The following is a 21,812-nucleotide window of genomic DNA, read 5'->3' as shown; positions in this document are numbered from 1 at the left end:
CGCGTCAGCTGTCGGCCTCGATCGTCGTGGCCGACAGCTCGAGCGTCTCGTCCGAGGCGCCGGTCAGGGTCTCTCGGTGGACCAGGCCGGCGCCTCGTGCGTAGAAGCCGCGCTGCACCAGGCCGTCGGGGGTGCTGACGTCGATCACGACCATGTCGTCGAGCTCCCCCAGCACGGTGTCCGCGGTCCCGTCCAGGGCCGCGACCTCGGCGGTGAGGCCGTCGCCGCCCGGCACCAGGGCCTCGCGATAGCCGTCGCCGACGCGCGGGGTGGCGAGCATCGCGATGCCGGCCTCGGCGCCGTCCACGCCGGCCTCCCAGTCTCCCTCCCGGCCCAGCCACCACACGTTGCCGCGGGTGTCCTGGGCGTAGTAGTCGGTGGTCGGCGTGGTCATCCAGCCGTCGACGTCCACCTCGCCGGGCCCCGGCGCTGTGAAGGTCGCGACGGTCTCGACCGCGGTCGCACTGACCCCCGCGACGGTGACCGGCGCGTCGGCCACCGTCACGACGACTCCTCCCCCGGGTCCGCCCGTGACCTCGTAGGCCCACCGTGCTCCGGGGGTCAACGGCAGCCACGGGTTGTCGACCCCGTCGACGTAGTCGTCCGGGTCCGGGCTCGGCGTCGGCACCGTCAGCTCGTCCACGCCCGCGGGTGGGCTCGGGTCCGAGGCCGTGCCGCAACCCGCGCCCAGGGCGAGCAGGGCGACCGCCGTGACCGCTCGTCGTACGACGCGGGGAGCGTGGTGGGTCATGGCGCCATCGTCTCCCACGCCCACGACCCCGGTCATCCGGGGCGCCTGCGCGCTGCTAGCGTCGGCCGGGATCCACCCACCGTCTGTCACGCCCCGTTCCTGCCTTGAGGAGTACCCCGTGAGCACAACCCCGTTGAAGGTCGCCGTCACCGGTGCCGCCGGCCAGATCGGCTACAGCCTGCTCTTCCGCCTCGCGAGCGGCTCGCTGCTCGGAGACCGGCCCATCGAGCTGCGCCTGCTCGAGATCACGCCCGCCCTCAAGGCCCTCGAGGGCGTCGTCATGGAGCTCGACGACTGCGCCTTCCCCGGCCTGGCCGGTGTCGAGATCGGCGACGACGCCGAGAAGATCTTCGACGGCGTCAACCTCGCCCTCCTCGTCGGCGCGCGCCCGCGCGGTCCCGGCATGGAGCGCGGCGACCTGCTCTCGGCCAATGGCGCGATCTTCACCGCGCAGGGCAAGGCCCTCAACGCCGTCGCCGCCGACGACGTCCGCATCGGCGTGACCGGCAACCCGGCCAACACCAACGCCCTCATCGCGATGACCAACGCCCCCGACATCCCGCGTGAGCGCTTCTCGGCGCTGACCCGCCTCGACCACAACCGCGCGATCTCGCAGCTCGCGGCAAAGACGGGCGCCTCGGTCACCGACATCAAGAAGATGACCATCTGGGGCAACCACTCCGCCACCCAGTACCCCGACCTCTTCCACGCCGAGGTCGGCGGCCGGAACGCCGCCGAGGTCGTGGGCGACCAGGCCTGGATCGAGAACGACTTCATCCCCACCGTCGCCAAGCGCGGCGCCGCGATCATCGAGGCCCGTGGCTCGTCCTCGGCCGCCTCCGCCGCGTCCGCCACCGTCGACGCCGCCCGCGACTGGCTGCTCGGCTCCGCCGCCGACGACTGGGTCTCCATGGCGGTCGTCTCCGACGGCTCCTACGGCGTCCCCGAGGGCCTCATCTCCTCCTTCCCCGTCACCACCAAGGACGGCGACTGGGAGATCGTCCAGGGCCTCGAGATCGACGACTTCTCCCGCGGTCGCATCGACGCCTCCACGGCCGAGCTCGCCGACGAGCGCGCGGCTGTCACGGAGCTCGGTCTGATCTGACCAGCCCTCGTCCCGACGTACGACGACCCGCTCCGAGCCTGGCTCGGGGCGGGTCGTCGGCGTTGGCGTGAGCTGCGCTCAGAGCGGCTGGTCGGGGATGGTCTCGGCGAGGAAGATCAGCAGCCCGCCGACCCCGGCGAGGAGACCGACGTCCACGAGCCGGTGGCGCACGGCGAGCATGCCGGCGTCACGCTCCGGCAGGACCAGCCGCAGGGCGGCCGCCGCCAGCAGCGACGAAGCGAGCCACCGGATGCCCAGGCGCCAGTTGCCCCCCAGGACGATCGCGAAGCCGATCGAGCTGGTGATGAGCACCCCGAGGTAGAACGCGCCGCCGATGGTGGAGGGGTAACGACGCTCGACGGTCGCCTGCTCGTCGACCTGCTCCTCGGTCTCGGGCGCGCCCGCGTGGACCGGCTCCTCGGGGAGCCGGTCGTCCGGGAGCGCGCTGTCGGTCACAGCCCGAGGGACTTCTCGGCGGTGGCCACGATGTTGGAGAGCAGCATCGCCCGGGTCATGGGACCGACCCCACCGGGGTTGGGCGAGACCCAGCCTGCGACGTCCCACACGTCGTCGGCGACGTCACCGGCGATCTTGCCGTCGACCCGGGAGACCCCCACGTCGAGGACGGCTGCACCCGGCTTGACCATCGCGGCCGTGATGATGCCGGGGACCCCGGCGGCCGCGACGACCACGTCAGCGGTGCGCACGTGGGCGGCGAGGTCGCGGGTGCCGGTGTGGCACAGGGTGGTCGTGGCGTTCTCGGAGCGCCGGGTGAGCAGCAGCCCGAGCGGCCGCCCGACGGTGAGCCCGCGACCGACCACGACGACCTCGGCCCCGTTGAGCTCGACGCCGTGGCGCCGCAGCAGCTCGATGCACCCGATCGGGGTGCACGGCAGCGGCCCCTGCTCCCCCAGCACCAGCTTGCCGAGGTTGGTGGGGTGCAGGCCGTCGACGTCCTTGTCGGGGTCGACGCGTGAGAGCAGGGCGAACTCGTCGAGCCCGGTGGGCTGCTGCACCAGGAAGCCGGTGCAGGCGGGGTCGGCGTTGAGCTCGTCGATCACCGCCTCCACCTCGGCCTGGGTCGCCGTCGCGGGCAGGTCACGGCGGATCGACTCGATCCCGATCTCGGCGCAGTCCTTGTGCTTGGCGCCGACGTACCAGTGGGAGCCCGGGTCGTCGCCCACGAGCACCGTCCCGAGGCCCGGGAAGACGCCCTGCTCGTTGAGCACGCGGACGCGTGCGGTGAGCTCGGCCTTGATCACCTTGAGGGTGGCCGAGCCGTCCAGTCGCTGTGCTGTCATCTGTCACATCCTTGCATCGGGAGGTCAGGGGTGGAGGTCGGCGCGCACGTCACCGGGTCTCGACACGCTCCGTCGCGACCTCGTGCCTCGGTCGCGGTCGCTGCTCGACCACCGACGATCGCACCGGCTGCGCCGTCGCGATCAGTGGAAGAAGTGGCGGGTGCCGGTGAAGTACATGGTCACGCCGGCGGCCTTGGCCGCCTCGATCGTGAGCTCGTCACGCACCGAGCCACCCGGCTGCACGATCGCGGCCACACCGGCGTCGATGAGGATCTGCGGGCCGTCCTCGAAGGGGAAGAACGCGTCGGAGGCGGCGACCGCGCCGCGGGAGCGCTCGCCCGCCCGCTCCACCGCGAGCTTGCAGGAGTCGACGCGGTTGACCTGGCCCATGCCGACCCCGACCGAGGCGCCGTCCTTGGCGAGGAGGATCGCGTTGGACTTGACCGAGCGGCAGGCCTTCCACGCGAAGGCGAGGTCGGCGAGGAGGTCGGCGGAGGCGGCCTCGCCCGTGGCCAGCGTCCAGGTGGTCGGGTCGTCACCCTCGGCGTCGACGTAGTCGCGCTGCTGCATCAGCAGTCCACCGGAGATCGCGCGCATCTCGACCTCGCCGCGGCCCAGGGGCCCGCACTCGAGGAGACGGATGTTCTTCTTCGCGGCCAGGACCTCGACGGCTCCGTCCTCGTAGCCCGGGGCGACGACGACCTCGGTGAAGACCTCGGCGACCTGGCGGGCCATCTCGACGGACACCGGCACGTTGGTGGCGATGACGCCACCGAAGGCCGACACGGGGTCGCAGGCATGCGCCTTGCGGTGGGCGTCGGCCACGTCGGCACCGACCGCGATGCCGCACGGGTTGGCGTGCTTGATGATCGCCACCGTCGGCTCGTCGAAGCCGTAGGCAGCACGACGGGCGGCGTCGGCATCGAGGTAGTTGTTGTAGGACATCTCCTTGCCGTGCAGCTGGGTGGCCTGGGCCAGCCCGGTGCCGACGGCGTTGACGTAGAGGGCAGCAGGCTGGTGCGGGTTCTCGCCGTAGCGCAGCACGGCGGCCTTGTCCCAGGTCGCGCCGGCCCAGGCCGGGAAGCCCTGGCCCTCGGAGGTGTCGGTGAGCACGTTGCCCATCCAGGACGCGACGGCCACGTCGTAGGAGGCCGTGTGCACGAAGGCCTCCGCGGCGAGCGCCTTGCGCTGCTCGTAGGTGAAGCCGCCGGCCGCGACCGCGGCGAGGACGTCGGTGTAGCGGGCCGGCGAGGTGACGATGCCGACCGACGGGTGGTTCTTGGCGGCGGCGCGGACCATGGAGGGGCCGCCGATGTCGATCTGCTCGACGCAGTCGTCGGGGCCGGCTCCGGAGGCGACCGTCTTCACGAACGGGTAGAGGTTGCAGACCACCAGGTCGAACGGCTCGACCTCGAGCTCGGCGAGCTGCTGGACGTGGGAGTCGAGGCGGCGGTCGGCCAGGATGCCGGCGTGGACCCGCGGGTGCAGCGTCTTGACGCGGCCGTCGAGGCACTCGGGGAAGCCCGTGAGGTCCTCGACCTTGGTCACGGGCAGGCCGAGGCCCTCGATGAGCGCCGCGGAGCCGCCGGTCGAGACGAGCGCGACGCCCGCGTCGTGCAGGCCACGGACGAGCTCCTCGAGCCCGGTCTTGTCGAAGACCGAGACGAGCGCGCGGCGGATCGGGATCTGGTCAGTCATGGTGGGGTCTCCTCATCGGTGGTGATGAGGGCACCCAGGCGTTCGATGCTCTCGCCGATCCCCGGAACGGGGCACTCCCTGGTGGTCCACCCACCTGCGCCAGTCGTGTGGTCCCAGCATAGGGCGCACCGGGGGTCAACGACCGAACCGGACCTTCCGCCCGGTGATCGTGACGCCCTCGCGGGCCATCCGCCCGACCGCGTCGACGAGCATCTCGCGCTCGGCCACCTTGATCCGGTCGTGCAGCGTCGCGGTCGTGTCGTCGTCCTCGACCGGCACCGCGCGCTGGGCCACGATCGGCCCGGTGTCGACGCCGTCGTCGACGACGAAGAGGGTGCACCCGCTGACCTTGACGCCGTGCTCCAGCGCGTCGGCCGGTCCGTGCATCCCGGGGAACGACGGCGACAGGGCCGGGTGGGTGTTGACGATCCGGCCGCCGAAGCGGCTGTGGAACTCCTCGCCCACGAGCTTCATGAAGCCCGCGAGCACCAGCAGGTCGGGCTCGAAGTTGGCCACGGTCTCGGCCATGGCCCGGTCCCAGTGCTCCCGGGTCGTGAAGTCCTGGACCCGCTTGACGAAGGTCGGGACGCCCGCGGCGTCGGCGCGCGCGAGGCCCTCGATGCCGTCGCGGTCCGCGCCGACCGCGACCACCGAGGCGCCGTACGACGGGTCGGTGCAGGCGTCGAGCAGGGCCTGCAGGTTGGTGCCGGAGCCGGACACGAGCACGACGAGGCGGGCGGGACGGGTCGCTGGCACGGACCGGAGTCTAGGAGCCTGCGCCTTCGAGCGTCTCGTCGGTCCGGGAGGCCCGGCGCTGCCACCAGGTGATGACCAGGCCGCCGACCAGGCCGCCGATGCCGAAGGCCGTGATCGCGTGGAGCAGCACATCGACGACCAGGGGGCCGACGTCGCGCATCCGGCCGGGGCCGACGGCGCCGCCGGCCACCGAGGCCAGCAGGCCGAAGACGACACCGGCGAGGACCCCACCGATGCAGCCGCGCGCCGCTCCCTCCTCCCAGCGCAGCGTCGGGTTGAGCCGCTGCGCGCGGACGGCACCCCAGGCGGCGACGAGGAACGGCACGGCCACGAGCAGGCCGGCCCACGCGGCCGTCGGCCCGGCGTCGGGCAGGGCGGCCAGCAGGGGGAACATCGGCAGCGGTCCGAGCAGGACGGCGGCGGGGCTCACCAGGGTGCCGACGCCCACCGTGAATCCGGGGCCGAGCAGGTAGGCGCCGGAGAACACGGCCGCGTTGGGCACCACCGTGGCGCTGAGCGCGGTGAAGAGGGTGGCGTCGCCCGCATCGGTGTGGAGCTGGGACATCACGTTGATCGCGGTGCTGCCGTCGACGAGCAGGGCGACCACAAAGGTCAGGAAGGTCACCGCGAGCCAGGCGAGGAGGATGCGTCGGCAGGCGGTCAGGCCGGCTCGCAGCGACGAGGGCACGAAGGACGCCCAGATCGCGGCCCGGCCGGAGCCGATCGCGATGGCCGAGCCGCCCAGGCCCCCGGCCAGGACGAGCGACCAGAGCACCACCCGGCCGGTGTCGGGAGCGGTGGCGGTCGTGCCGGCCAGGCTCGCGGTCAGCACCGCGACGACGACGTAGGCGGTGGTGAACAGGCCGGCTGCGAGCGGCACCGTGAGGTCGCGCTCGCCATCGGCGATCCGGTCGGCGTCGGGCCCGTGGCCCGAGACCGCCTCGCCGAGGCCGTGACCGACCCGCCACAGCGCCCAGGCGCACAGCGCCGTGACGCCGAGGGGCACGACGGTGACGGCGACGCCCTGCACGGTCACGCCCGAGCCGTGGGCCATCAACCAGCCGAGGGCGCCGGTGCGCAGCCCGTCGCGCGGGGTGCCGTGGGCTCCGGCGTCGGTGAGGAACCAGCCGACGACGCCCACCGCGAGGCAGACCACCAAGGTGCTGGTCGCGGCCACCACGCCGGCGAAGGTGGCGAGCAGGACCAGCGGACGTCGGGCGGTCAGGTCACGGGAGACCTCGGCCGCCGAGCGACTCCGCGCCGGGGCCGACGGTGGGAGGAGTGAAGTCATGGCCGTCCCATCTTCACGCGACCTCCGGGACCCTCGGCGCTCCCACGCCGGTGTGACTCGGGACGCGCCCGCGGGCTTTGGGGTCGCCGCAGCGTCTCGACTACCGTGGAGCGGCCATGAGGGACCCCCAGGAGTTCGACGCGTTCTACCGCGACGCAGGTGAGCGGCTGCTGCTGCAGACCTATGCCCTGACGGGGGACCTGACGGCGGCCCGCAGCGCGGTCCGTGACTCCTTCATCGTCGCCTGGCACCACTGGCGCAAGGTCTCGCGGCTCGACGACCCCGAGTCCTCGGTGCGGCCGCACGCCTGGCGGCACGCCCAGCGCCGGCACACGGCCCGGCTGTGGCACAAGGAGAGCGGCATCGACGCCGAAGTCAGGGCGACCCTCGACGCGCTGGCGACGCTGACCGTGACCCAGCGCAAGGTCCTGCTGCTCACGCAGCTGGCCACGGTGACGATGCCGCAGATGGCGCGCGAGGTCGGTCTGCCCCTCGAGGACGCCGAGCGTGAGCTCCAGACGGCGGCCTCCCAGTTCGCGCTGGCCCGCGACGTCGCGGCCGCCGAGATCCCGATCCAGCTCCAGGGCCTGGCACAGATCACCAGCGCCGTGCGATTCCCGCGCGCGCCGATCGTGCGGCGCGCGGGTGCCGCGCGGCGTCGCACGCACACCACCGTGGGGGTCGTCGGCGCGGTCGCCGCCTTCCTCGTCGCCGGGACGCTGGTGACCGACGTGACCGGGGTGCGCCCCGACCTCGACTTCACGGGCAGCCCGACCTCCTCATCCTCCTCCCCCTCCGGCGGCCGATCCACCGAGGCGACGCCGGAGGTCGTGCTCGACGAGTCCACGCTCCTCACCGAGGCCCAGGTGCGGCGCAGCTCGCCGGCGCGCACCTGGACGATCCGTCGCACGGGCGACAACTCCGAGGGCAGCGGCCTGGTCGCGCCCTGCCAGCAGTCGCGTTACGCCGACCCGCGAGGGACCGCGGCGCTCGTGCGCACCTTCGCCGCGGCTCCCGCCCCCCGCAAGCCCCAGACGACCGTCCTGCAGCTCACCGAGGAGTCCGCGAGCCCCCGGGCCGCCCGCCGGGCCTACGGCACCGCGCTCGAGTGGTACGGCGCGTGCCTGGTCGAGCGCGTGCAGCTCCTCGGCACCCGCACGGTCGGCTTCGTGGGTGACCAGGCGATGCTCATGACGCTGCGCAGCTTCGACGCCCCGGTGCAGACGATGAGCGTGGGGATCGCCCGCAGCGGCTCCTACGTCACCACGACCATCACCACCGTGCGTGACGAGGCGCGGCCCGACGTCGACGGCGCGGCCGGGCTGCTCGCCGACGCGGTCGACGGTCTCTGCACGCTGCCCGACGGCGGGAGGTGCGCCGGTGCGCCCCGCCTCGCCGACGCCGACCCGCTGCCCGTCGGCGCCGCGCCGGCGATGCTCAGCGAGCTGGACCTGCCGCCGGTGACGGGCGTGGAGCGACCCTGGGTCGGCACCGAGCCCCGTCGGGCCACGACCAACGTGGCCGCGACCCGCTGCGACGACGCGAGCTTCCAGGGCCGGTTCGAGGGCAAGCCCTTCACCAACAACCTGACCCGCACCTTCGTGATCCCCGAGGCGCGCCTGCCCGTGCGCTTCGGCATCACCGAGACCGTCGCCTCGCTGCCCCAGAAGCGCGCGGTGAAGTTCGTCGAGCAGATCCGCACCCGCCTCGCGGACTGCTCCGACAAGGACCTCGGCACCGACGTCGTGCGGGTCTCGCACGTCGACGAGGCCGGCACCGACCTCACCGTCTGGGACCTCACGACCGAGATCTCCGACAACGAGTCGGTGAGCTACTCGATGGCGATCCTGCGCAACGGCACGTCGGTCGCCCAGCTGACCTTCGTCCCCGACGGCAAGGCCACCCTGGCCGACGGGACCTTCGGGGCCGTCGCCGAGCGCGCGCTCCAGCGCCTCGCCCGCCTGCCCCGCCCCTGAGGTCCCCGCCGTCTGCTCCGGAGGATTCCGGGGCCATCGTGCAACCGTGGAGCCAGTCGCTGCGTATCCCTCCTGACAACCACGCACCACGACAGACGGGACGAGTCGATGGACGAACGGGAGTTCGACGACTTCTACACCGCCTCCTTCAGCCGGGTCACGCACCAGCTCACCGCGATGATCGGCGACCGGGACGAGGCACAGGAGTGCGTGCAGGAGGCCTTCGTGCGGGCCTGGGCGCACCGGCGCCGGCTCGAGAAGGCGCAGCACCCGGAGGCCTGGGTGCGCACCACGGCCTACCGGCTCGCGGTGAGCCGGTGGCGCCGCACGACGAGGGGCCGGCGCGCGCCTGACCGCGCGGTCGGGCAGGCCGGGGTCGCAGCCGCCATCGACGAGACACACGTCGCCCTCGTCGAGGCGCTGCGCCAGCTGCCGCAGGCGCAGCGGCAGGCCCTGGTGCTCCACCACATCGCCGACCTGCCGGTGCACGCCGTCGCCGCCGAGGTGGGTGTGCCCGAAGGCACCATCAAGGCCCGGCTCAGCCGCGGTCGCACAGCGCTCGCCGCGCTGCTCTCGGACCAGCCCCACGACCCACCCCACAGCGGACTCCAGGAGGGAGCAAGCCATGCGTGACCCCATCGACGCCCTCGAGAACTTCGACCCCGGAGGCTCCATCAACCCCCTCCCCGCCGCCGAGGTGCGCCGCCTCGGCGACCGCCACCGCCGTCGTCGTACGACGGGCATCGCGCTCGCCGCCGCCGCCGCGGTCGCCGTCGTCGCCACGGGCGGGGCCGTGATCGGCGACGACCGGGACGCCCGCTCGATCGACCCCGCCAACCCGACCCCCTCGGTCACGACCACCCAGACCGGCAGCTCGCCGCTCGACACGATCGACCTCACGGTCAACATGCCCCCCGACGACTCGGGCGAGCCGATCGCCCAGGCCCACGGCGGGGTCGGTCTGTCCGAGCTCGGCTTCTGCGACGCAGGGCAGCCGTTGCAGGACGACGGCCGCTCGGACTCGATCTCCGTGGCGTCGTCGGGACCGGAGCGATCCGACACCCGCGAGCTGGTCCTCTACCCCGACGTCGAGGGCGCCGCCCGCGTCCTCGACAACCTCGTCGACGCCGCCATCGGCTGCCCCCGGGAGGAGTCCGCCCCCGGCAGCGCGACGCTGCACGAGGTGACGCGGGGCTACGCCGGGGAGGACTCCTCGGTCGTCTCCGCCACCTACGAGACCGACGGCTCGGTCGGGCCCGGCGCCGAGATCATCCAGCTCGTCCGGATCGGCAACGCACTGCTGGTCACCTCCGGCTCCGGCGAGTGGGACCCGACGGCGCTCGAGCCGGTGCGGGCGCAGTATGCCGACGACATCGACCCGATCGTCGACCAGATGTGCGTCTTCGCGAGCTCCTGCGGCGGCGAGACGGCCTCGAGCGAGGCCCCGTCGAGCGAGCCGCCGAGCAGCGACGTCATCCCGGCCGGCTTCCCCCTCGCCGCGGGCTTCCCGACCGACAGCGAGCCGGGTCCCGACAACGGGCTGACCGGGCCGGGCGAGGACGTCGAGGTCCCCGAGGGGGTGGACGTGTGCGGGTCCGGCCTGCCGACCGCGCCGTCGATCGACCGGCTCGCCGCGCGGTGGGCCAACCCGGAGGACTACCGGTCCCGGGTGCTGCTGGCCTTCGAGGACGCCGAGGCCGCGATCGCCTACCAGGGGAACTTCCTGCAGAGCTACCGGTCCTGCCCCCGCGACCCCGGCTCTGACGGCTACGTCTCGCTCAACGACGTCCGCCGCACCGCGGTGGGCGGTGAGTCCTGGGCGGTCGTGCGCACCTTCGAGTTCCAGGGCTCCCCCGCCATCGGGCTGGAGGTCCTGCACGTGGTCCGGGTCGGGTCGGCGGTGCTGGTCGACGTCACCAGCGGCGAGGGCATGGCCGAGGGCGCCGAGGAGCAGCTCGCGTCCCAGACCGCCGCGGCCGCCGAGGTGGTCGCCGCGATGTGCGCCTTCACGGAGGCCGGCTGCTGACGCTGCCGCCCGTCGTACGACGAGACAGCACGGCCCGCCCGGTCAGACCGGGCGGGCCGTGGTGCGTGACGCCTCAGGGGCGTCGGTGGATCACATGCTCTGCAGGATGTCCCGCATCAGCTGGGCGGTCTCGGACGGCGTCTTGCCGACCTTGACGCCGACGGCCTCGAGGGCCTCCTTCTTGGCCTGCGCGGTGCCGGACGAGCCGGACACGATCGCGCCGGCGTGGCCCATCGTCTTGCCCTCGGGGGCGGTGAAGCCCGCGACGTAGCCGACGACCGGCTTGGTGACGTTGTCCTTGATGTAGGCCGCCGCCCGCTCCTCGGCGTCGCCGCCGATCTCGCCGATCATCACGATCGCCTTGGTGTCGGGGTCCGCCTCGAACGCCGCGAGGGCGTCGATGTGGGTGGTGCCGACGATCGGGTCGCCGCCGATGCCGATGGCGGTCGAGAAGCCGAAGTCCCGCAGCTCGTACATCATCTGGTAGGTCAGCGTGCCGGACTTCGACACCAGACCGACCGGGCCGGTGCCCGCGATGGTGTGGGGCGTGATGCCGGCCAGCGACTCGCCGGGCGTGATGATGCCGGGGCAGTTGGGACCGATCATCCGGGTGGACTTGCCGTCCAGGTAGGCCCAGACCTCGGCCGTGTCCTGCACGGGCACGCCCTCGGTGATGACCACGAGCAGGCCGATGCCGGCGTCGATGGCCTCGATGCAGGCGTCCTTGGTGAACGCCGGCGGCACGAAGACGACCGACACGTCGGCGCCGGTCTCCTTCATGGCCTCGGCGACGTTGCCGAAGACCGGGAGATCCTTGCCGGCCAGCTCGACCGACGTGCCGGCCTTGCGGGCGTTGACGCCGCCGACGATGTTGGATCCGGCCTGGACCATCAGGGTGGTGTGCTTGGAGCCCATGCCGCCCGTCATGCCCTGGACGATGATCTTGGAGTCCTTGTTGAGGTAGATAGACATGTCTTCGTCCTTACGCGTTCGCGAGCTCGGCGGCCTTGTCGGCCGCTCCGTCCATGGTGTCGACCTGGGTGACCAGCGGGTGGTTGAGCTCGTCGAGGATCCGACGGCCCTCCTCCACGTTGTTCCCGTCGAGGCGGACGACGAGCGGCTTGGTGGCCTCGGCGCCGAGGATCTCCAGGGCACCCTTGATGCCGTTGGCGACCTCGTCGCAGGCGGTGATGCCACCGAAGACGTTGACGAACACGCTCTTCACCTGGGCGTCGTTGAGGATGACGTCGAGGCCGTCGGCCATGACCTGCGCGTTGGCGCCGCCGCCGATGTCCAGGAAGTTGGCGGGCTTCACGCCGCCGTGCGCCTCACCGGCGTAGGCGACGACGTCGAGCGTCGACATGACCAGTCCGGCGCCGTTGCCGATGATGCCGACGGCGCCGTCGAGCTTGACGTAGTTGAGGCCCTTGGCCTTCGCCTTGGCCTCGAGCGGGTCGGCGGCGTCCTTGTCCTCGAACTGCGCGTGGTCCTCGTGACGGAACTCGGCGTTCTCGTCGAGGGAGACCTTGCCGTCGAGTGCCTCGAGGGTGTCGCCCTCGAGCCGGGCGAGGGGGTTGACCTCGACCAGGGTGGCGTCCTCCTCGACGAAGACCTTCCACAGGTTGAGCACCAGGGTGACGGCCTGCTCGACCAGCACCTCGGGGAAGCCGGCCTCGGCGACGATCTCGCGAGCCTTGGCCTCGTCGACGCCGGTGCCGGCGTTGATCGGGATCTGCTTGACGGCGTCGGGGTTGGTCTTCGCGACCTCCTCGATCTCGACACCACCCTCGATGCTGGCGATGCAGAGGTACTGGCGGTTGGCGCGGTCCAGCAGGAAGGAGAAGTAGTACTCCTCGAGGATGCTGGCCGCCGGCGCGATCAGCACGCGGTGGACGGTGAGGCCCTTGATCTCCATGCCGAGGATCGCGGTGGCGTGCTCCTCGGCCTCGTCGGGGGTCTTGGCGAGCTTGACGCCACCGGCCTTGCCGCGACCGCCGGCCTTGACCTGGGCCTTGACCACGCACACACCGAGCTTCTCAGCCGCGGCGCGAGCCTCGGCAGGCGTCGTGGCGACGATGCCGGGGGCACCCGGGACGTCGTGCTTGGCGAAGAGCTCCTTCGCCTGGAATTCCATCAGATCCACAGATCCACCGTGTCCTCATAATTGAGCGGGCAGCCGTGTACGGCCGCGCGCCGTGCTTTGGGGTGTCCCCGGCACCCTAGACCCGTCGTGCCGCCCAGGACGAGACCAGCACGACGTGACGCGGGGCATACGACCGACGGGTAACAAGCCTCAGTCGCGTACGTCGCGTGGTCGCGCGCCCAGCGCGGCCGCCACCCGGTCGACGACTCCGGCCGCGCCGCGGGTCTCCACGACCAGCACGTCACCGGCCCCGGCGCGCTCCAGCTGCGTCCGGAGCCCGTCGAGGAAGACCGCCTCCCCCGCCCTCGTCCCCGCCGTCTCCCCCGCTGTCTCCCCCGCGGTCTCCCCCGGCTCCAGCGCGACCACGAGCACCTCGGCGTCCTCCTGGACCACGCACGCGACCACGTGCTCCGGTCGGTCCTGCGGGCCGGCGTGGACGACCTCGAGCCCGGCGTCACGCAGTGCTCGGCCCGGCGCCCTGCCGAGGTCGCCCGCCCCGTGCTCGACGACGACGACGCGGATCATGCAGGCAGGCTAGATCACCCCTGGGTCGACGCCCGCCTGTGACCAGGACCACAGCGCCGGCCGCGGGCGGACCGACGCACGACGCCACCGGGCTGCGCCTGGACCGTCCACAGATACCCGGGCGGGATTTTCGGACCCGTGACCCATCCGTTACAGTTCTTGTTCCTGCGCTTGACCCCACGGGTCGAGCGCTTGCCACTGTCAGAGCCGACGTACCAACGAAAGCGGAGACACCACGCATGGGCAACCACCGAGCGGATCGACGCCCCACAGGACGCCGACCCTCGGTGACGACCGGTACCCGCGGCGCTGACGCGGCAAACGGCGAGGTCAGGCCCTACGTCGGACGCCGCATCGCGACGGCCCCCGTGACCGCCGCCCCCGTCGTCTCCGTGACCGCGCCGACGTCGATCCTGGTCGACGTCGTGGACAGCTCCGACCGGCCCGCTCCCGGTGTCACGACGGCCGGCAAGCGCAGGGCCGTCAAGCACTCGGGCGGCCGCGGCCCCCTGGTCAAGGGCATCCCGTCCGCGCCCGTCCTGCTCGGCATCGCCACCCTCGCCGTCTCGATCGGTGGCACGATCAGCTCCGCCGGCCCCGAGCTGGCCGACAACGCCCCCGCCCAGCTCAGCGCGGCCAGCGCTCTCAGCGGAGCCAGCGGCTCCGGCAGCGTCAACACGCTGGAGCGCTCGGCGACCGTGAGCCGCGACTCGCGTCGACAGTCCCTCGACCAGGCCACCGACCCCGAGCTGGTCGAGGCCGCCGAGGCCCAGGCCAAGCAGCGCAACGCCGCCCTGGCGCAGTTTGCCGAGCAGGCGCAGGTGCAGGCCGACAAGATCGCCCTCAACCAGTGGGTGATGCCGCTGAGCCCGGTGGTGCTGACCGCCCGCTACGGCGAGTACGGCCTCTGGGCCAGCTACCACACCGGCCTCGACTTCAACGGCAACACCGGCGACCCGATCATGTCGGTCGCCAACGGTGTCGTCACCTTCGTCGGCTACGACGGCTCCTACGGCAACAAGACCGTGGTGACGCTCGAGGACGGCACCGAGATCTGGTACGCCCACCAGACCACCCAGGCCGTCTCCGTGGGTGACGTGGTCCAGGCCGGCGAGGTCATCGGCACCGTCGGCGCGACCGGCAACGTGACCGGCTCGCACCTGCACCTCGAGGTCCGCCCCGGTGGCGGCGACCCGGTCGACCCCTACCAGGCGATGCTGGTCCACGGCGCGGTCTTCTGACCCACCACCCGACGCCGGGGCTCCCCGGTGTCGACTCCCGCTCCGAGGTGCTCGGTCAGAGCTTCTCGACCGGTGCGTAGCGCAGCAGCAGCCGCTTGACTCCCTCGGAACCGAAGTCGATCGATGCGACCGTCTTGTCGGCCACTCCCTCGAGCGCCACGACGGTGCCCATCCCGAACGAGTCGTGGATGACACGGTCGCCCGGGTCCAGCGACGGGATCTCGCGCGCGGGCTTCGCCTTGGACGCCGCGTCTGCGCGGGCCGCTGCCGAGGAGAAGTTGCGCCGACCCGCCGCGGTCGGCGTGCCGAGGCTGGCCGGGGACCCGCTGGCCAGGTCGGGGCGGCCCCACCGGGTCTGGGCGGCCTCGGTCCGACGCCAGTCGACGAGATCGATCGGCAGCTCGTCGAGGAAGCGCGACGCCGGGTTGTGCGAGGGAGCACCCCAGGCGGAGCGGACGACGGCGCGGGAGATGTAGAGGCGGGTCCGCGCGCGGGTGACGCCGACGTAGGCCAGACGGCGCTCCTCCTCGAGCTCTGTCTGATCGCCGAGGGAGCGCGAGTGCGGGAAGACGCCGTCCTCGAGCCCGGTCAGGAAGACCACGGGGAACTCCAGGCCCTTGGCGGTGTGGAGGGTCATCAGGGTGACCACGCCCTGGTCGTCGTCGTCGTCGGGGATCTGGTCGGAGTCGGCCACCAGGGCCACCCGCTCCAGGAAGTCCCCGAGGCCGGGTGCGACCAGGCCGGCGTCGACGTCGGCCGGGTCGGCGCTGGGGCCGGCGACCGGGTCGTCGGAGAACTCACGGGCCACGGCGACGAGCTCGGCGAGGTTCTCCAGACGGGTGGCGTCCTGCGGGTCGTCGGAGGCCTCGAGCTCGGTGAGGTAGCCGGAGCGGGCCAGCACCGACTCGAGGATCACGTCGGCGCGCTCGCCGGCCTCGACCATCGACTGCAGCTCCTCCACCATCGCGACGAAGCCGCGGATGTTGGTGAGCGAGCGGGTCGCCAGCCCCGGGGCCTGGTCGGCCCGGCGAAGCGCCTCCCAGAAGGTCAGTCCGTCGCGCTCGGCGAGGAGACCGACGCAGGCCACCGCGCGATCCCCGATGCCGCGCTTGGGCGTGTTGAGGATGCGGCGCAGCGAGACCTGGTCGTCGGGGTTGCTGAGCATCCGGAGGTAGGCCAGGGCGTCGCGCACCTCGCGACGCTCGTAGAAGCGCACTCCTCCGACCACCTTGTAGGGCTGGCCGGTGCGGATGAACACCTCCTCGAAGACCCGGGACTGGGCGTTGGTGCGGTAGAACACCGCGACGTCGCCGGCGCGTCCACCGGCATCGACGAGGGTGTCGATCTCCTCGGAGACGAAGCGGGCCTCGTCGCGCTCGTCGTCGGCGACGTAGCCGACGATGCGCTCGCCGTCGCCGGCGTCGGACCACAGTCGCTTGGGCTTGCGGCTCTTGTTGTGCCCGATGACCGCGTTGGCCGCGGTCAGGATGGTCTGGGTCGAGCGGTAGTTCTGCTCGAGCAGGATCGACGTCGCGTCCGGGAAGTCCTGCTCGAAGTCCATGATGTTGCGGATGTTGGCACCGCGGAAGGCGTAGATCGACTGGTCGGCGTCACCGACCACCATCAGCTCGGCGGGCTCCACGCGCTCGGCCTCGGACAGCTCGGGGTCGTCCGCGCAGAGCTGGTGGACCAGGGCGTACTGCGCGTGGTTGGTGTCCTGGTACTCATCCACCAGCACGTGCCGGAAGCGTCGGCGGTAGGTCTCGCGCACCTCGGGGAAGGCCTGGAGCAGGTGCACGGCCGTCATGATCAGGTCGTCGAAGTCGAGGGCGTTGGCCTCGCGCAGCCGGCGCTGGTAGAGCGTGTAGGCGGCGGCGTACTGCTCCTCGAGGTGGTTGTGCGTGTCGGCCGCGGCCGCCTCCGCGTCGCGCAGCTCGTTCTTGTGGTTGGACACCCAGTGCAGGACCGGTCCGGGCTGGAACTTCTTGGCGTCGAGGTCGAGGTCCTTGATGACCAGGCCCATGAGGCGCTTCTGGTCGGCGGAGTCGTAGATCGAGAAGTTGGACTTGTAGCCGAGCTTGTCGATCTCCTTGCGGAGGATCCGGACGCACGCGGAGTGGAACGTGCTGACCCACATGATCCGCGCGCGCTTGCCGACCAGCTCCTCGACGCGCTCCTTCATCTCGCCCGCGGCCTTGTTGGTGAAGGTGATCGCGAGGATCGAGCCGGGGTGCGCCTTGCGCTCGGAGATGAGCCAGGCGATGCGGCGGGTGAGCACCCGTGTCTTGCCCGACCCCGCGCCCGCGACCACCAGCAGCGGCGTCCCGGCGTGCTGCACGGCCGCCGCCTGCGGCTCGTTGAGCCCCTCGAGCAGCTCCTCGCGGGTCGGACCGCGGCGTGTGGTGCGGGGCTCGTCGGGGTCGTGCCCGTCCATGCCGGGGAACGCGAACTGGGGGGCTGACGACGGGGTGCTCATGCTGGGTCCCAGCCTACGTGCGGCCGCCGACGGTGGCGGCGGCGAGTCCTCAGGTGTGGGCGGGCGACCAGAGCACGGCGACACCGATGTTGATCACGGAGAGGGCGATCAGGCCGACCCAGAGACCCGGGGGGATGCGCTCCTTGCGCATGTTGGCCATGACCAGGATCAAGAGCACCAGGCCGATGGCGAACTTCACGCCGATCTTGGCGTGGTTGACCGGGTCGTCCCCGGCCTCGAGCACGCCGACGAGCGCGAGACCGGCCAGGAAGGCCGTGCCGACACCGTCACGCATGGCGGAGTTGACCGACTTCTCGGGCGCTCCGGCCTGGACGACGAGGCCGCCGAAGAGTGCGGCGAAGCCGAGGATGTGGATGATCAGCAGGACGAGGCGCACGGTCTCCATGCGCGCAGACTAGTGGGATCCGCGCGAGGCGCGCGCCACCGACCCGTCGCCGTGACCCGGCGGCAGTCCTCCCGGCTCAGGACTTCGTGCGGGTCCGAGACGTCCGGGGCGCGCGCGGGGCCGGGCGCACGACCAGCACCGGGCACGGGGCCGAGTGCTGCACCCGTTGGGCGGTGCTGCCCAGCAGGACCGTGTCGCTGAGGCCGCGGCCGCCGGCGGCGACGACGACCAGGCCGGCGTCGTACTGCCGGGCGGCCTTGATGATCTCGTTGGCCGCGGAACCGCTGCGGATGCGCTTGTTGACCTGGGGACCCCAGCCGTCGTAGACCGCCGCGATGGTGTCGACGGCGCTCTGCGCGGCGTCGCGGAACGACCCGTCGAGCTTGCCCTCCGAGAGGTCGTCAGCGAAGGCGACCGAGGCCAGCGGCCGGATCACCGCGACCACCGAGATCTCGGTGATCTTGGCCGGGTCGGCGAACGCCTTGAGCTGCTTGGCGGCGGCCAGCGACTGCCGGGAGCCGTCCGTGGCGACGATGACGTGCATGTCAGACCTCCGTGGCCGAGGAGTCGAGATCGGGGGTGCGGGAGCCGGTGCCCTTGCTGCCGAAGAGGTATTCGGCGAGGAAGAGCACGAAGCCGACGCCGAGCAGGCCCGCACACCAGATCAGCGAGTGGGGGTCGTCGTAGACGGTGAAGAAGAGGATCGCCACGTTGCCCACGAGCCCCACGAACAGCAGCGGGGTGTTGGCGCGGTAGAACGGCTGGTCCTCGTCCTGGCCACGCAGCTTGAGGCACGCGACGATCACCAGGGCATAGATCGCCAGCAGGAGCACGACGGTCACCGTGGCGAGGCGACCGACGAGGTCGATGCCGCCGCCTGCCTCCGTGACCAGCGTGCCGATGACCAGCAGCGAGCCGACGACGACACCGGAGAAGATCAGGCCGACCCAGGGGCTGCGGCGGGTCGGGTGGACCTTGGCGAACACGCCGGGCACGACGTCCTCACGGGCCATGCCGTAGAGGACACGGGGCTGCGTGACGATCGTGACGAGGGTCGTGTTGGTGATCGCGATCAGCGCGATGACCGAGAAGAGCGTGCTCATGAACGACGTGGAGATGGGCAGGATCCCCGCCTCCACCACCTCGAGCAGGGCCGCGTCGGAGTTGGCCAGCGTCTCGGTCGGCACGGTCAGTGCGGCAGCCATGGAGACCAGGACGTAGACCACGCCGGCCACGATCATGCCGCCGACCAGGGAGCGCGGGAACGCCTTGTAGGGGTCGATCGTCTCCTCGGCGACATTGGCGGTGTTCTCGAAGCCCGTCATCGCGAAGAACGAGAAGGAGATGCCGGCCAGGACGGCGAGTGCCGGGCTGCTGTAGTCGCCAGAGGTGTCGACCTGGGTCAGGACGCCGAAGTCGGCGTCGCCCTGGCCGATGAAGACGATGCCGATGATGAGCACGATCAGCAGGCCGCCGACCTCGACGAAGGTCATCAGCATGTTCATCCACACCGACTCCGTGATGCCGATGAAGTTGACGACCACCAGCAGCGCGACGAAGACCAGCGAGATCAGCAGGGCTGGAGGACCGGACCAGAGGGTGTCGAAGTAGGACGCGAAGCCCACCGCCAGCGAGCCCGACGCCGCCATGCTGGCGGCCAGGAAGGACACGGTGATCAGGAAGGTGAGCGGGCGGCTGCCGAACGCCTTGTTGACGTAGAGCGAGGCGCCTGCGGCCCGGGGGTACTTCGTCACCAGCTCGGCGTAGGCCGCCCCCGTGATCGCCGCGACGGTCACGCCGAGGGCGAAGGCGATCCAGAAGGCTCCGCCCACAGCCGCGGCGACCAGTCCGATGAGGACGTAGATGCCGGAACCGAGCACGTCGCCGAGGGTGTAGAAGAAGAGCAGGCGGCCGGTGATCGACCGCTTGAGCTCACCGTCCTGTTCGGACTCTGCCGTCGTGTCGGGTGTCGCTGTGCTCACGGGGTGCCTCCTGGATCGTCTGACGCGTTCGGGGCCGACTACCCATCAGGGTGAGGTCGCAAACACGTCGGGACCCGGCGAGCGCTCAGAGCAGGCGACGGTCCGAGGCCCACCGGGTGAGCTCGTGGCGCGAGGAGAGCTGGAGCTTGCGCAGCACCGACGACATGTGCGTCTCGACGGTCTTGATCGAGATGAAGAGCTCCTTGGCCACCTCCTTGTAGGCGTAGCCGCGGGCGATCAGTCGCATGACCTCGCGCTCGCGCTCGGTGAGCCGGTCGAGGTCCTCGTCGACGGCCGACACGTCGATCGAGCCGGCGAAGGCGTCGAGGACGAAGCCGGCGAGACGGGGCGAGAACACCGCGTCACCCTCGGCGACCCGCTGGATCGCGGAGACCAGCTCGGGACCGGTGATCGTCTTGGTGACGTAACCGCGCGCTCCTCCCCGGATCGTCCCGATCACGTCCTCGGCCGCGTCGGACACGCTGAGTGCCAGGAAGCACGGCACGAGGGACCCGGGCCGCGGGGACGCCGCGATTCGCCGCATCACCTCGACTCCCCCACCACCCGGCAGGTGCACGTCGAGGAGGACGACGTCGGGCTGGTGGGCGAGGATCGCCGCGAGCGCCTCGTCGACGTCGGCGGCCTCGGCCAGCACCTCGACGCTCCCGGCCCCGACGGTCGTCAGCTCGCCGCGCACGCCGCTGCGGAACATCGCGTGGTCGTCGACGATCACGACGCGGACCGGGGTCGTCCTGGGCTCAGTCATGGTGCTCCTCCTGGGTGGGTCGCGGCAGGTGCAGTCGCACCTCGGTGCCCTCTGTGTCGGACCGAACGTCGGCGGAGCCGCCGTGGCGCTGCATGCGGTCCACGATGCTGTGGCGTACGCCGTAGCGGTCGCCGGGCACCTGGTCGAGGTCGAAGCCGGGCCCGCGGTCACGGACGAAGACGTCCACCGCCGCGGCCGTCACCTCGGCATAGACGTCGACCCGGCCGACGCCGGCGTGCTTGGCGGCGTTGGTGATCGCCTCGCGCGTCGCTGCGACGGCGGGGCGCAGCGACTCCTCCATCGGGCAGTCGCCCACCGTGACCACGTCGACGGAGATGCCGTGGGCGTCCTCGACCGCGGCCGCGACACCACGCAGGGCGCTGGCGACGCTGCTCTCGTCGAGGGACTCCCCGGAGTAGAGCCAGGCACGCAGGTCGCGCTCCTGGGACCGAGCGAGCCGGGCGACCGTGGCGGCGTCACCGGGGTTCTTCTGGATGAGCGCGAGGGTCTGCAGGACCGAGTCGTGCAGGTGCGCAGCGACGTCCGCGCGCTCCTGGGTGCGCACCCGCTCCGAGCGCTCGGCGGTGAGCTCGGAGGCCAGCCGGAAGACCCAGGGCCCGATGACGATGCCGAGACCGACCACGCCGAGGAGTGCCGCCACGGTCACGTCGCGTGCGATCGACAGCGACCCGCCGCGCAGGGAGAAGAGCAGGACGGCCAGCACGATGAGCGACAGACCGGCGAGCAGGCGCGCGTAGGCGGCCCAGCTCCCGTCGCCGAGCACCACCCGCACCGGGTCGATGCGTCCCGTCGAGTCGAGCCACCGCTCACGCTGCGCCTCGTCGGCCTGTCGCCACAGCAGCGCCACCCCGACGGCTCCGATCACCAGCGGCCACAGCCAGCCACCGCGGCCGACGACCGCCTCGAAGAGCAGCACCGCCCCCACACCCAGCGCCAGCAGGGCGATGACCGGGCCGAGGTCGGTGAGCCGCCGGATCCGGCCGGGTCGGCGCCCACCCCGCGTGGCGCTCTCCAGGCCGGGCGCCTGCGTCGTGAACTGCGGCTCCGCCGGCAGCATCAGCCACAAGCCGGAGTAGAGACCCACGCCCAGCCCGCCCAGCGCCGAGGTCGCCACGAAGAACGCCCGGACCCAGAGGACCGGCAGCGCCAGGTGCCGCGCCAGGCCGCCGGCCACGCCACCGATGATCGGCTCGTGGAGGTCGCGGTAGGCGCGGCGTACCTCGGGCGGCGGCGGGGCGGCGGCGGTGCTCATGTCAGGGTCAATCGTCACACACGGCAGGCCCCCGCCCTATGAGGGCGAACCCCGGCTCCACCCTGAGTCCCCGAGCCCTCGGCGGCGCCAGGATCA

General features: G+C 72.0%; 20 protein-coding genes. 5 read left to right on the top strand and 15 right to left on the bottom strand.

The window, feature by feature from the left end; genetic code table 11:
* Positions 1–4: 4 nt before the first annotated feature.
* The gene (locus AAG827_RS00480; protein ID WP_341923789.1) at positions 5–751 is read right to left on the bottom strand and encodes a hypothetical protein; all 747 of its coding nucleotides are present in this window, start codon (positions 749–751) and stop codon (positions 5–7) included.
* A gap of 118 nt (positions 752–869) precedes the next feature.
* Between AAG827_RS00480 and AAG827_RS00475 the strand changes: the two genes are divergently transcribed.
* Positions 870–1,856: a malate dehydrogenase gene (locus AAG827_RS00475; protein WP_341923788.1), complete on the top strand. Its 987-nt coding sequence runs from the start codon at positions 870–872 to the stop codon at positions 1,854–1,856.
* A gap of 78 nt (positions 1,857–1,934) precedes the next feature.
* On the opposite strand, the gene AAG827_RS00470 is transcribed toward AAG827_RS00475, so the two are convergent.
* From AAG827_RS00470 to AAG827_RS00450, 5 genes are all read right to left on the bottom strand, one after another.
* Positions 1,935–2,312 (bottom strand): DUF3017 domain-containing protein, encoded by a 378-nt coding sequence (locus AAG827_RS00470; RefSeq protein WP_341923787.1) that lies wholly within the window; start codon positions 2,310–2,312, stop codon positions 1,935–1,937.
* Entirely contained in the window at positions 2,309–3,157 is an 849-nt protein-coding gene (locus AAG827_RS00465; protein WP_341923786.1) for a bifunctional methylenetetrahydrofolate dehydrogenase/methenyltetrahydrofolate cyclohydrolase, read from the bottom strand. The genes AAG827_RS00470 and AAG827_RS00465 overlap by 4 nt, the downstream gene beginning before the upstream one ends.
* Before the next feature lie 141 nt (positions 3,158–3,298).
* Positions 3,299–4,855: a bifunctional phosphoribosylaminoimidazolecarboxamide formyltransferase/IMP cyclohydrolase gene (gene purH, locus AAG827_RS00460; RefSeq protein WP_341923785.1), complete on the bottom strand. Its 1,557-nt coding sequence runs from the start codon at positions 4,853–4,855 to the stop codon at positions 3,299–3,301.
* 135 nt (positions 4,856–4,990) lie between these two features.
* Positions 4,991–5,611 (bottom strand): phosphoribosylglycinamide formyltransferase, encoded by a 621-nt coding sequence (purN, locus tag AAG827_RS00455; RefSeq protein ID WP_341923784.1) that lies wholly within the window; start codon positions 5,609–5,611, stop codon positions 4,991–4,993.
* 10 nt (positions 5,612–5,621) lie between these two features.
* Positions 5,622–6,902: a DUF6350 family protein gene (locus tag AAG827_RS00450; RefSeq protein ID WP_341923783.1), complete on the bottom strand. Its 1,281-nt coding sequence runs from the start codon at positions 6,900–6,902 to the stop codon at positions 5,622–5,624.
* 116 nt (positions 6,903–7,018) lie between these two features.
* On the opposite strand from AAG827_RS00450, the gene AAG827_RS00445 reads away from it, so the two are divergent.
* The 3 genes from AAG827_RS00445 (at position 7,019) to AAG827_RS00435 (ending at position 10,904) form a co-directional block, all read left to right on the top strand.
* Positions 7,019–8,878 carry a hypothetical protein gene (locus AAG827_RS00445; protein WP_341923782.1) on the top strand — a complete coding sequence of 620 codons (1,860 nt, stop codon included), beginning with the start codon at positions 7,019–7,021 and terminating at the stop codon, positions 8,876–8,878.
* 108 nt (positions 8,879–8,986) lie between these two features.
* Positions 8,987–9,511, top strand: coding sequence for a sigma-70 family RNA polymerase sigma factor (locus AAG827_RS00440; protein WP_341923781.1), 525 nt, complete (start codon positions 8,987–8,989; stop codon positions 9,509–9,511).
* On the top strand, positions 9,504–10,904 hold the full coding sequence (locus AAG827_RS00435; protein WP_341923780.1) for a hypothetical protein: 1,401 nt from the start codon (positions 9,504–9,506) through the stop codon (positions 10,902–10,904). Before AAG827_RS00440 ends, AAG827_RS00435 begins: the two co-directional genes overlap by 8 nt.
* Before the next feature lie 90 nt (positions 10,905–10,994).
* On the opposite strand, the gene sucD is transcribed toward AAG827_RS00435, so the two are convergent.
* The 3 genes from sucD to AAG827_RS00420 all read right to left on the bottom strand — a co-directional run bounded on the left by sucD (position 10,995) and on the right by AAG827_RS00420 (position 13,572).
* Positions 10,995–11,876, bottom strand: coding sequence for a succinate--CoA ligase subunit alpha (sucD, locus tag AAG827_RS00430; RefSeq protein ID WP_341923779.1), 882 nt, complete (start codon positions 11,874–11,876; stop codon positions 10,995–10,997).
* Between the two features lie 10 nt (positions 11,877–11,886).
* The gene (gene sucC / locus AAG827_RS00425; protein ID WP_341923778.1) at positions 11,887–13,047 is read right to left on the bottom strand and encodes an ADP-forming succinate--CoA ligase subunit beta; all 1,161 of its coding nucleotides are present in this window, start codon (positions 13,045–13,047) and stop codon (positions 11,887–11,889) included.
* Positions 13,048–13,197: 150 nt separating this feature from the next.
* Positions 13,198–13,572 carry a hypothetical protein gene (locus AAG827_RS00420; RefSeq protein WP_341923777.1) on the bottom strand — a complete coding sequence of 125 codons (375 nt, stop codon included), beginning with the start codon at positions 13,570–13,572 and terminating at the stop codon, positions 13,198–13,200.
* A 287-nt stretch (positions 13,573–13,859) separates the two neighbouring features.
* On the opposite strand from AAG827_RS00420, the gene AAG827_RS00415 reads away from it, so the two are divergent.
* Positions 13,860–14,813 carry a M23 family metallopeptidase gene (locus tag AAG827_RS00415; RefSeq protein ID WP_341923776.1) on the top strand — a complete coding sequence of 318 codons (954 nt, stop codon included), beginning with the start codon at positions 13,860–13,862 and terminating at the stop codon, positions 14,811–14,813.
* 55 nt (positions 14,814–14,868) lie between these two features.
* Here the strand turns inward: AAG827_RS00415 and pcrA are convergent, their stop codons facing one another.
* From pcrA to AAG827_RS00385, 6 genes are all read right to left on the bottom strand, one after another.
* Positions 14,869–17,247 carry a DNA helicase PcrA gene (gene pcrA, locus AAG827_RS00410; protein WP_341923861.1) on the bottom strand — a complete coding sequence of 793 codons (2,379 nt, stop codon included), beginning with the start codon at positions 17,245–17,247 and terminating at the stop codon, positions 14,869–14,871.
* Between the two features lie 91 nt (positions 17,248–17,338).
* Positions 17,339–17,695, bottom strand: a complete 357-nt coding sequence (locus AAG827_RS00405; protein WP_341923775.1) for a hypothetical protein — start codon at positions 17,693–17,695, stop codon at positions 17,339–17,341.
* A 76-nt stretch (positions 17,696–17,771) separates the two neighbouring features.
* Complete coding sequence (locus AAG827_RS00400; RefSeq protein ID WP_341923774.1) at positions 17,772–18,239, bottom strand: universal stress protein; 468 nt, start codon at positions 18,237–18,239, stop codon at positions 17,772–17,774.
* Position 18,240: 1 nt separating this feature from the next.
* Entirely contained in the window at positions 18,241–19,677 is a 1,437-nt protein-coding gene (locus tag AAG827_RS00395; RefSeq protein WP_341923773.1) for an APC family permease, read from the bottom strand.
* Between the two features lie 85 nt (positions 19,678–19,762).
* The gene (locus AAG827_RS00390; RefSeq protein ID WP_341923772.1) at positions 19,763–20,443 is read right to left on the bottom strand and encodes a response regulator transcription factor; all 681 of its coding nucleotides are present in this window, start codon (positions 20,441–20,443) and stop codon (positions 19,763–19,765) included.
* Positions 20,436–21,716 carry a PspC domain-containing protein gene (locus tag AAG827_RS00385; protein ID WP_341923771.1) on the bottom strand — a complete coding sequence of 427 codons (1,281 nt, stop codon included), beginning with the start codon at positions 21,714–21,716 and terminating at the stop codon, positions 20,436–20,438. The genes AAG827_RS00390 and AAG827_RS00385 overlap by 8 nt, the downstream gene beginning before the upstream one ends.
* Between the last annotated feature and the right edge of the window lie 96 nt (positions 21,717–21,812).

The organism is Nocardioides psychrotolerans, from assembly GCF_943371775.1.
Taxonomy (GTDB): Bacteria; Actinomycetota; Actinomycetes; order Propionibacteriales; family Nocardioidaceae; genus Nocardioides; species Nocardioides psychrotolerans_A.
Note: the sequence above shows the minus strand (reverse complement) of the source record. Positions and strands in the feature narration are given on the sequence as shown.

What these genes read in the sequence shown, in the direction of transcription:
- AAG827_RS00480 (WP_341923789.1), bottom strand. Translation starts at nt 751, where the DNA reads ATGACCCACCACGCTCCCCGCGTCGTACGACGAGCGGTCACGGCGGTC.
- AAG827_RS00405 (WP_341923775.1), bottom strand. Translation starts at nt 17,695, where the DNA reads ATGGAGACCGTGCGCCTCGTCCTGCTGATCATCCACATCCTCGGCTTC.
- pcrA (WP_341923861.1), bottom strand. Translation starts at nt 17,247, where the DNA reads ATGGACGGGCACGACCCCGACGAGCCCCGCACCACACGCCGCGGTCCG.
- AAG827_RS00440 (WP_341923781.1), top strand. Translation starts at nt 8,987, where the DNA reads ATGGACGAACGGGAGTTCGACGACTTCTACACCGCCTCCTTCAGCCGG.
- AAG827_RS00420 (WP_341923777.1), bottom strand. Translation starts at nt 13,572, where the DNA reads ATGATCCGCGTCGTCGTCGTCGAGCACGGGGCGGGCGACCTCGGCAGG.
- purH (WP_341923785.1), bottom strand. Translation starts at nt 4,855, where the DNA reads ATGACTGACCAGATCCCGATCCGCCGCGCGCTCGTCTCGGTCTTCGAC.
- AAG827_RS00400 (WP_341923774.1), bottom strand. Translation starts at nt 18,239, where the DNA reads ATGCACGTCATCGTCGCCACGGACGGCTCCCGGCAGTCGCTGGCCGCC.
- AAG827_RS00435 (WP_341923780.1), top strand. Translation starts at nt 9,504, where the DNA reads ATGCGTGACCCCATCGACGCCCTCGAGAACTTCGACCCCGGAGGCTCC.
- AAG827_RS00390 (WP_341923772.1), bottom strand. Translation starts at nt 20,443, where the DNA reads ATGACTGAGCCCAGGACGACCCCGGTCCGCGTCGTGATCGTCGACGAC.
- AAG827_RS00445 (WP_341923782.1), top strand. Translation starts at nt 7,019, where the DNA reads ATGAGGGACCCCCAGGAGTTCGACGCGTTCTACCGCGACGCAGGTGAG.
- AAG827_RS00450 (WP_341923783.1), bottom strand. Translation starts at nt 6,902, where the DNA reads ATGACTTCACTCCTCCCACCGTCGGCCCCGGCGCGGAGTCGCTCGGCG.
- sucD (WP_341923779.1), bottom strand. Translation starts at nt 11,876, where the DNA reads ATGTCTATCTACCTCAACAAGGACTCCAAGATCATCGTCCAGGGCATG.
- AAG827_RS00385 (WP_341923771.1), bottom strand. Translation starts at nt 21,716, where the DNA reads ATGAGCACCGCCGCCGCCCCGCCGCCGCCCGAGGTACGCCGCGCCTAC.
- AAG827_RS00465 (WP_341923786.1), bottom strand. Translation starts at nt 3,157, where the DNA reads ATGACAGCACAGCGACTGGACGGCTCGGCCACCCTCAAGGTGATCAAG.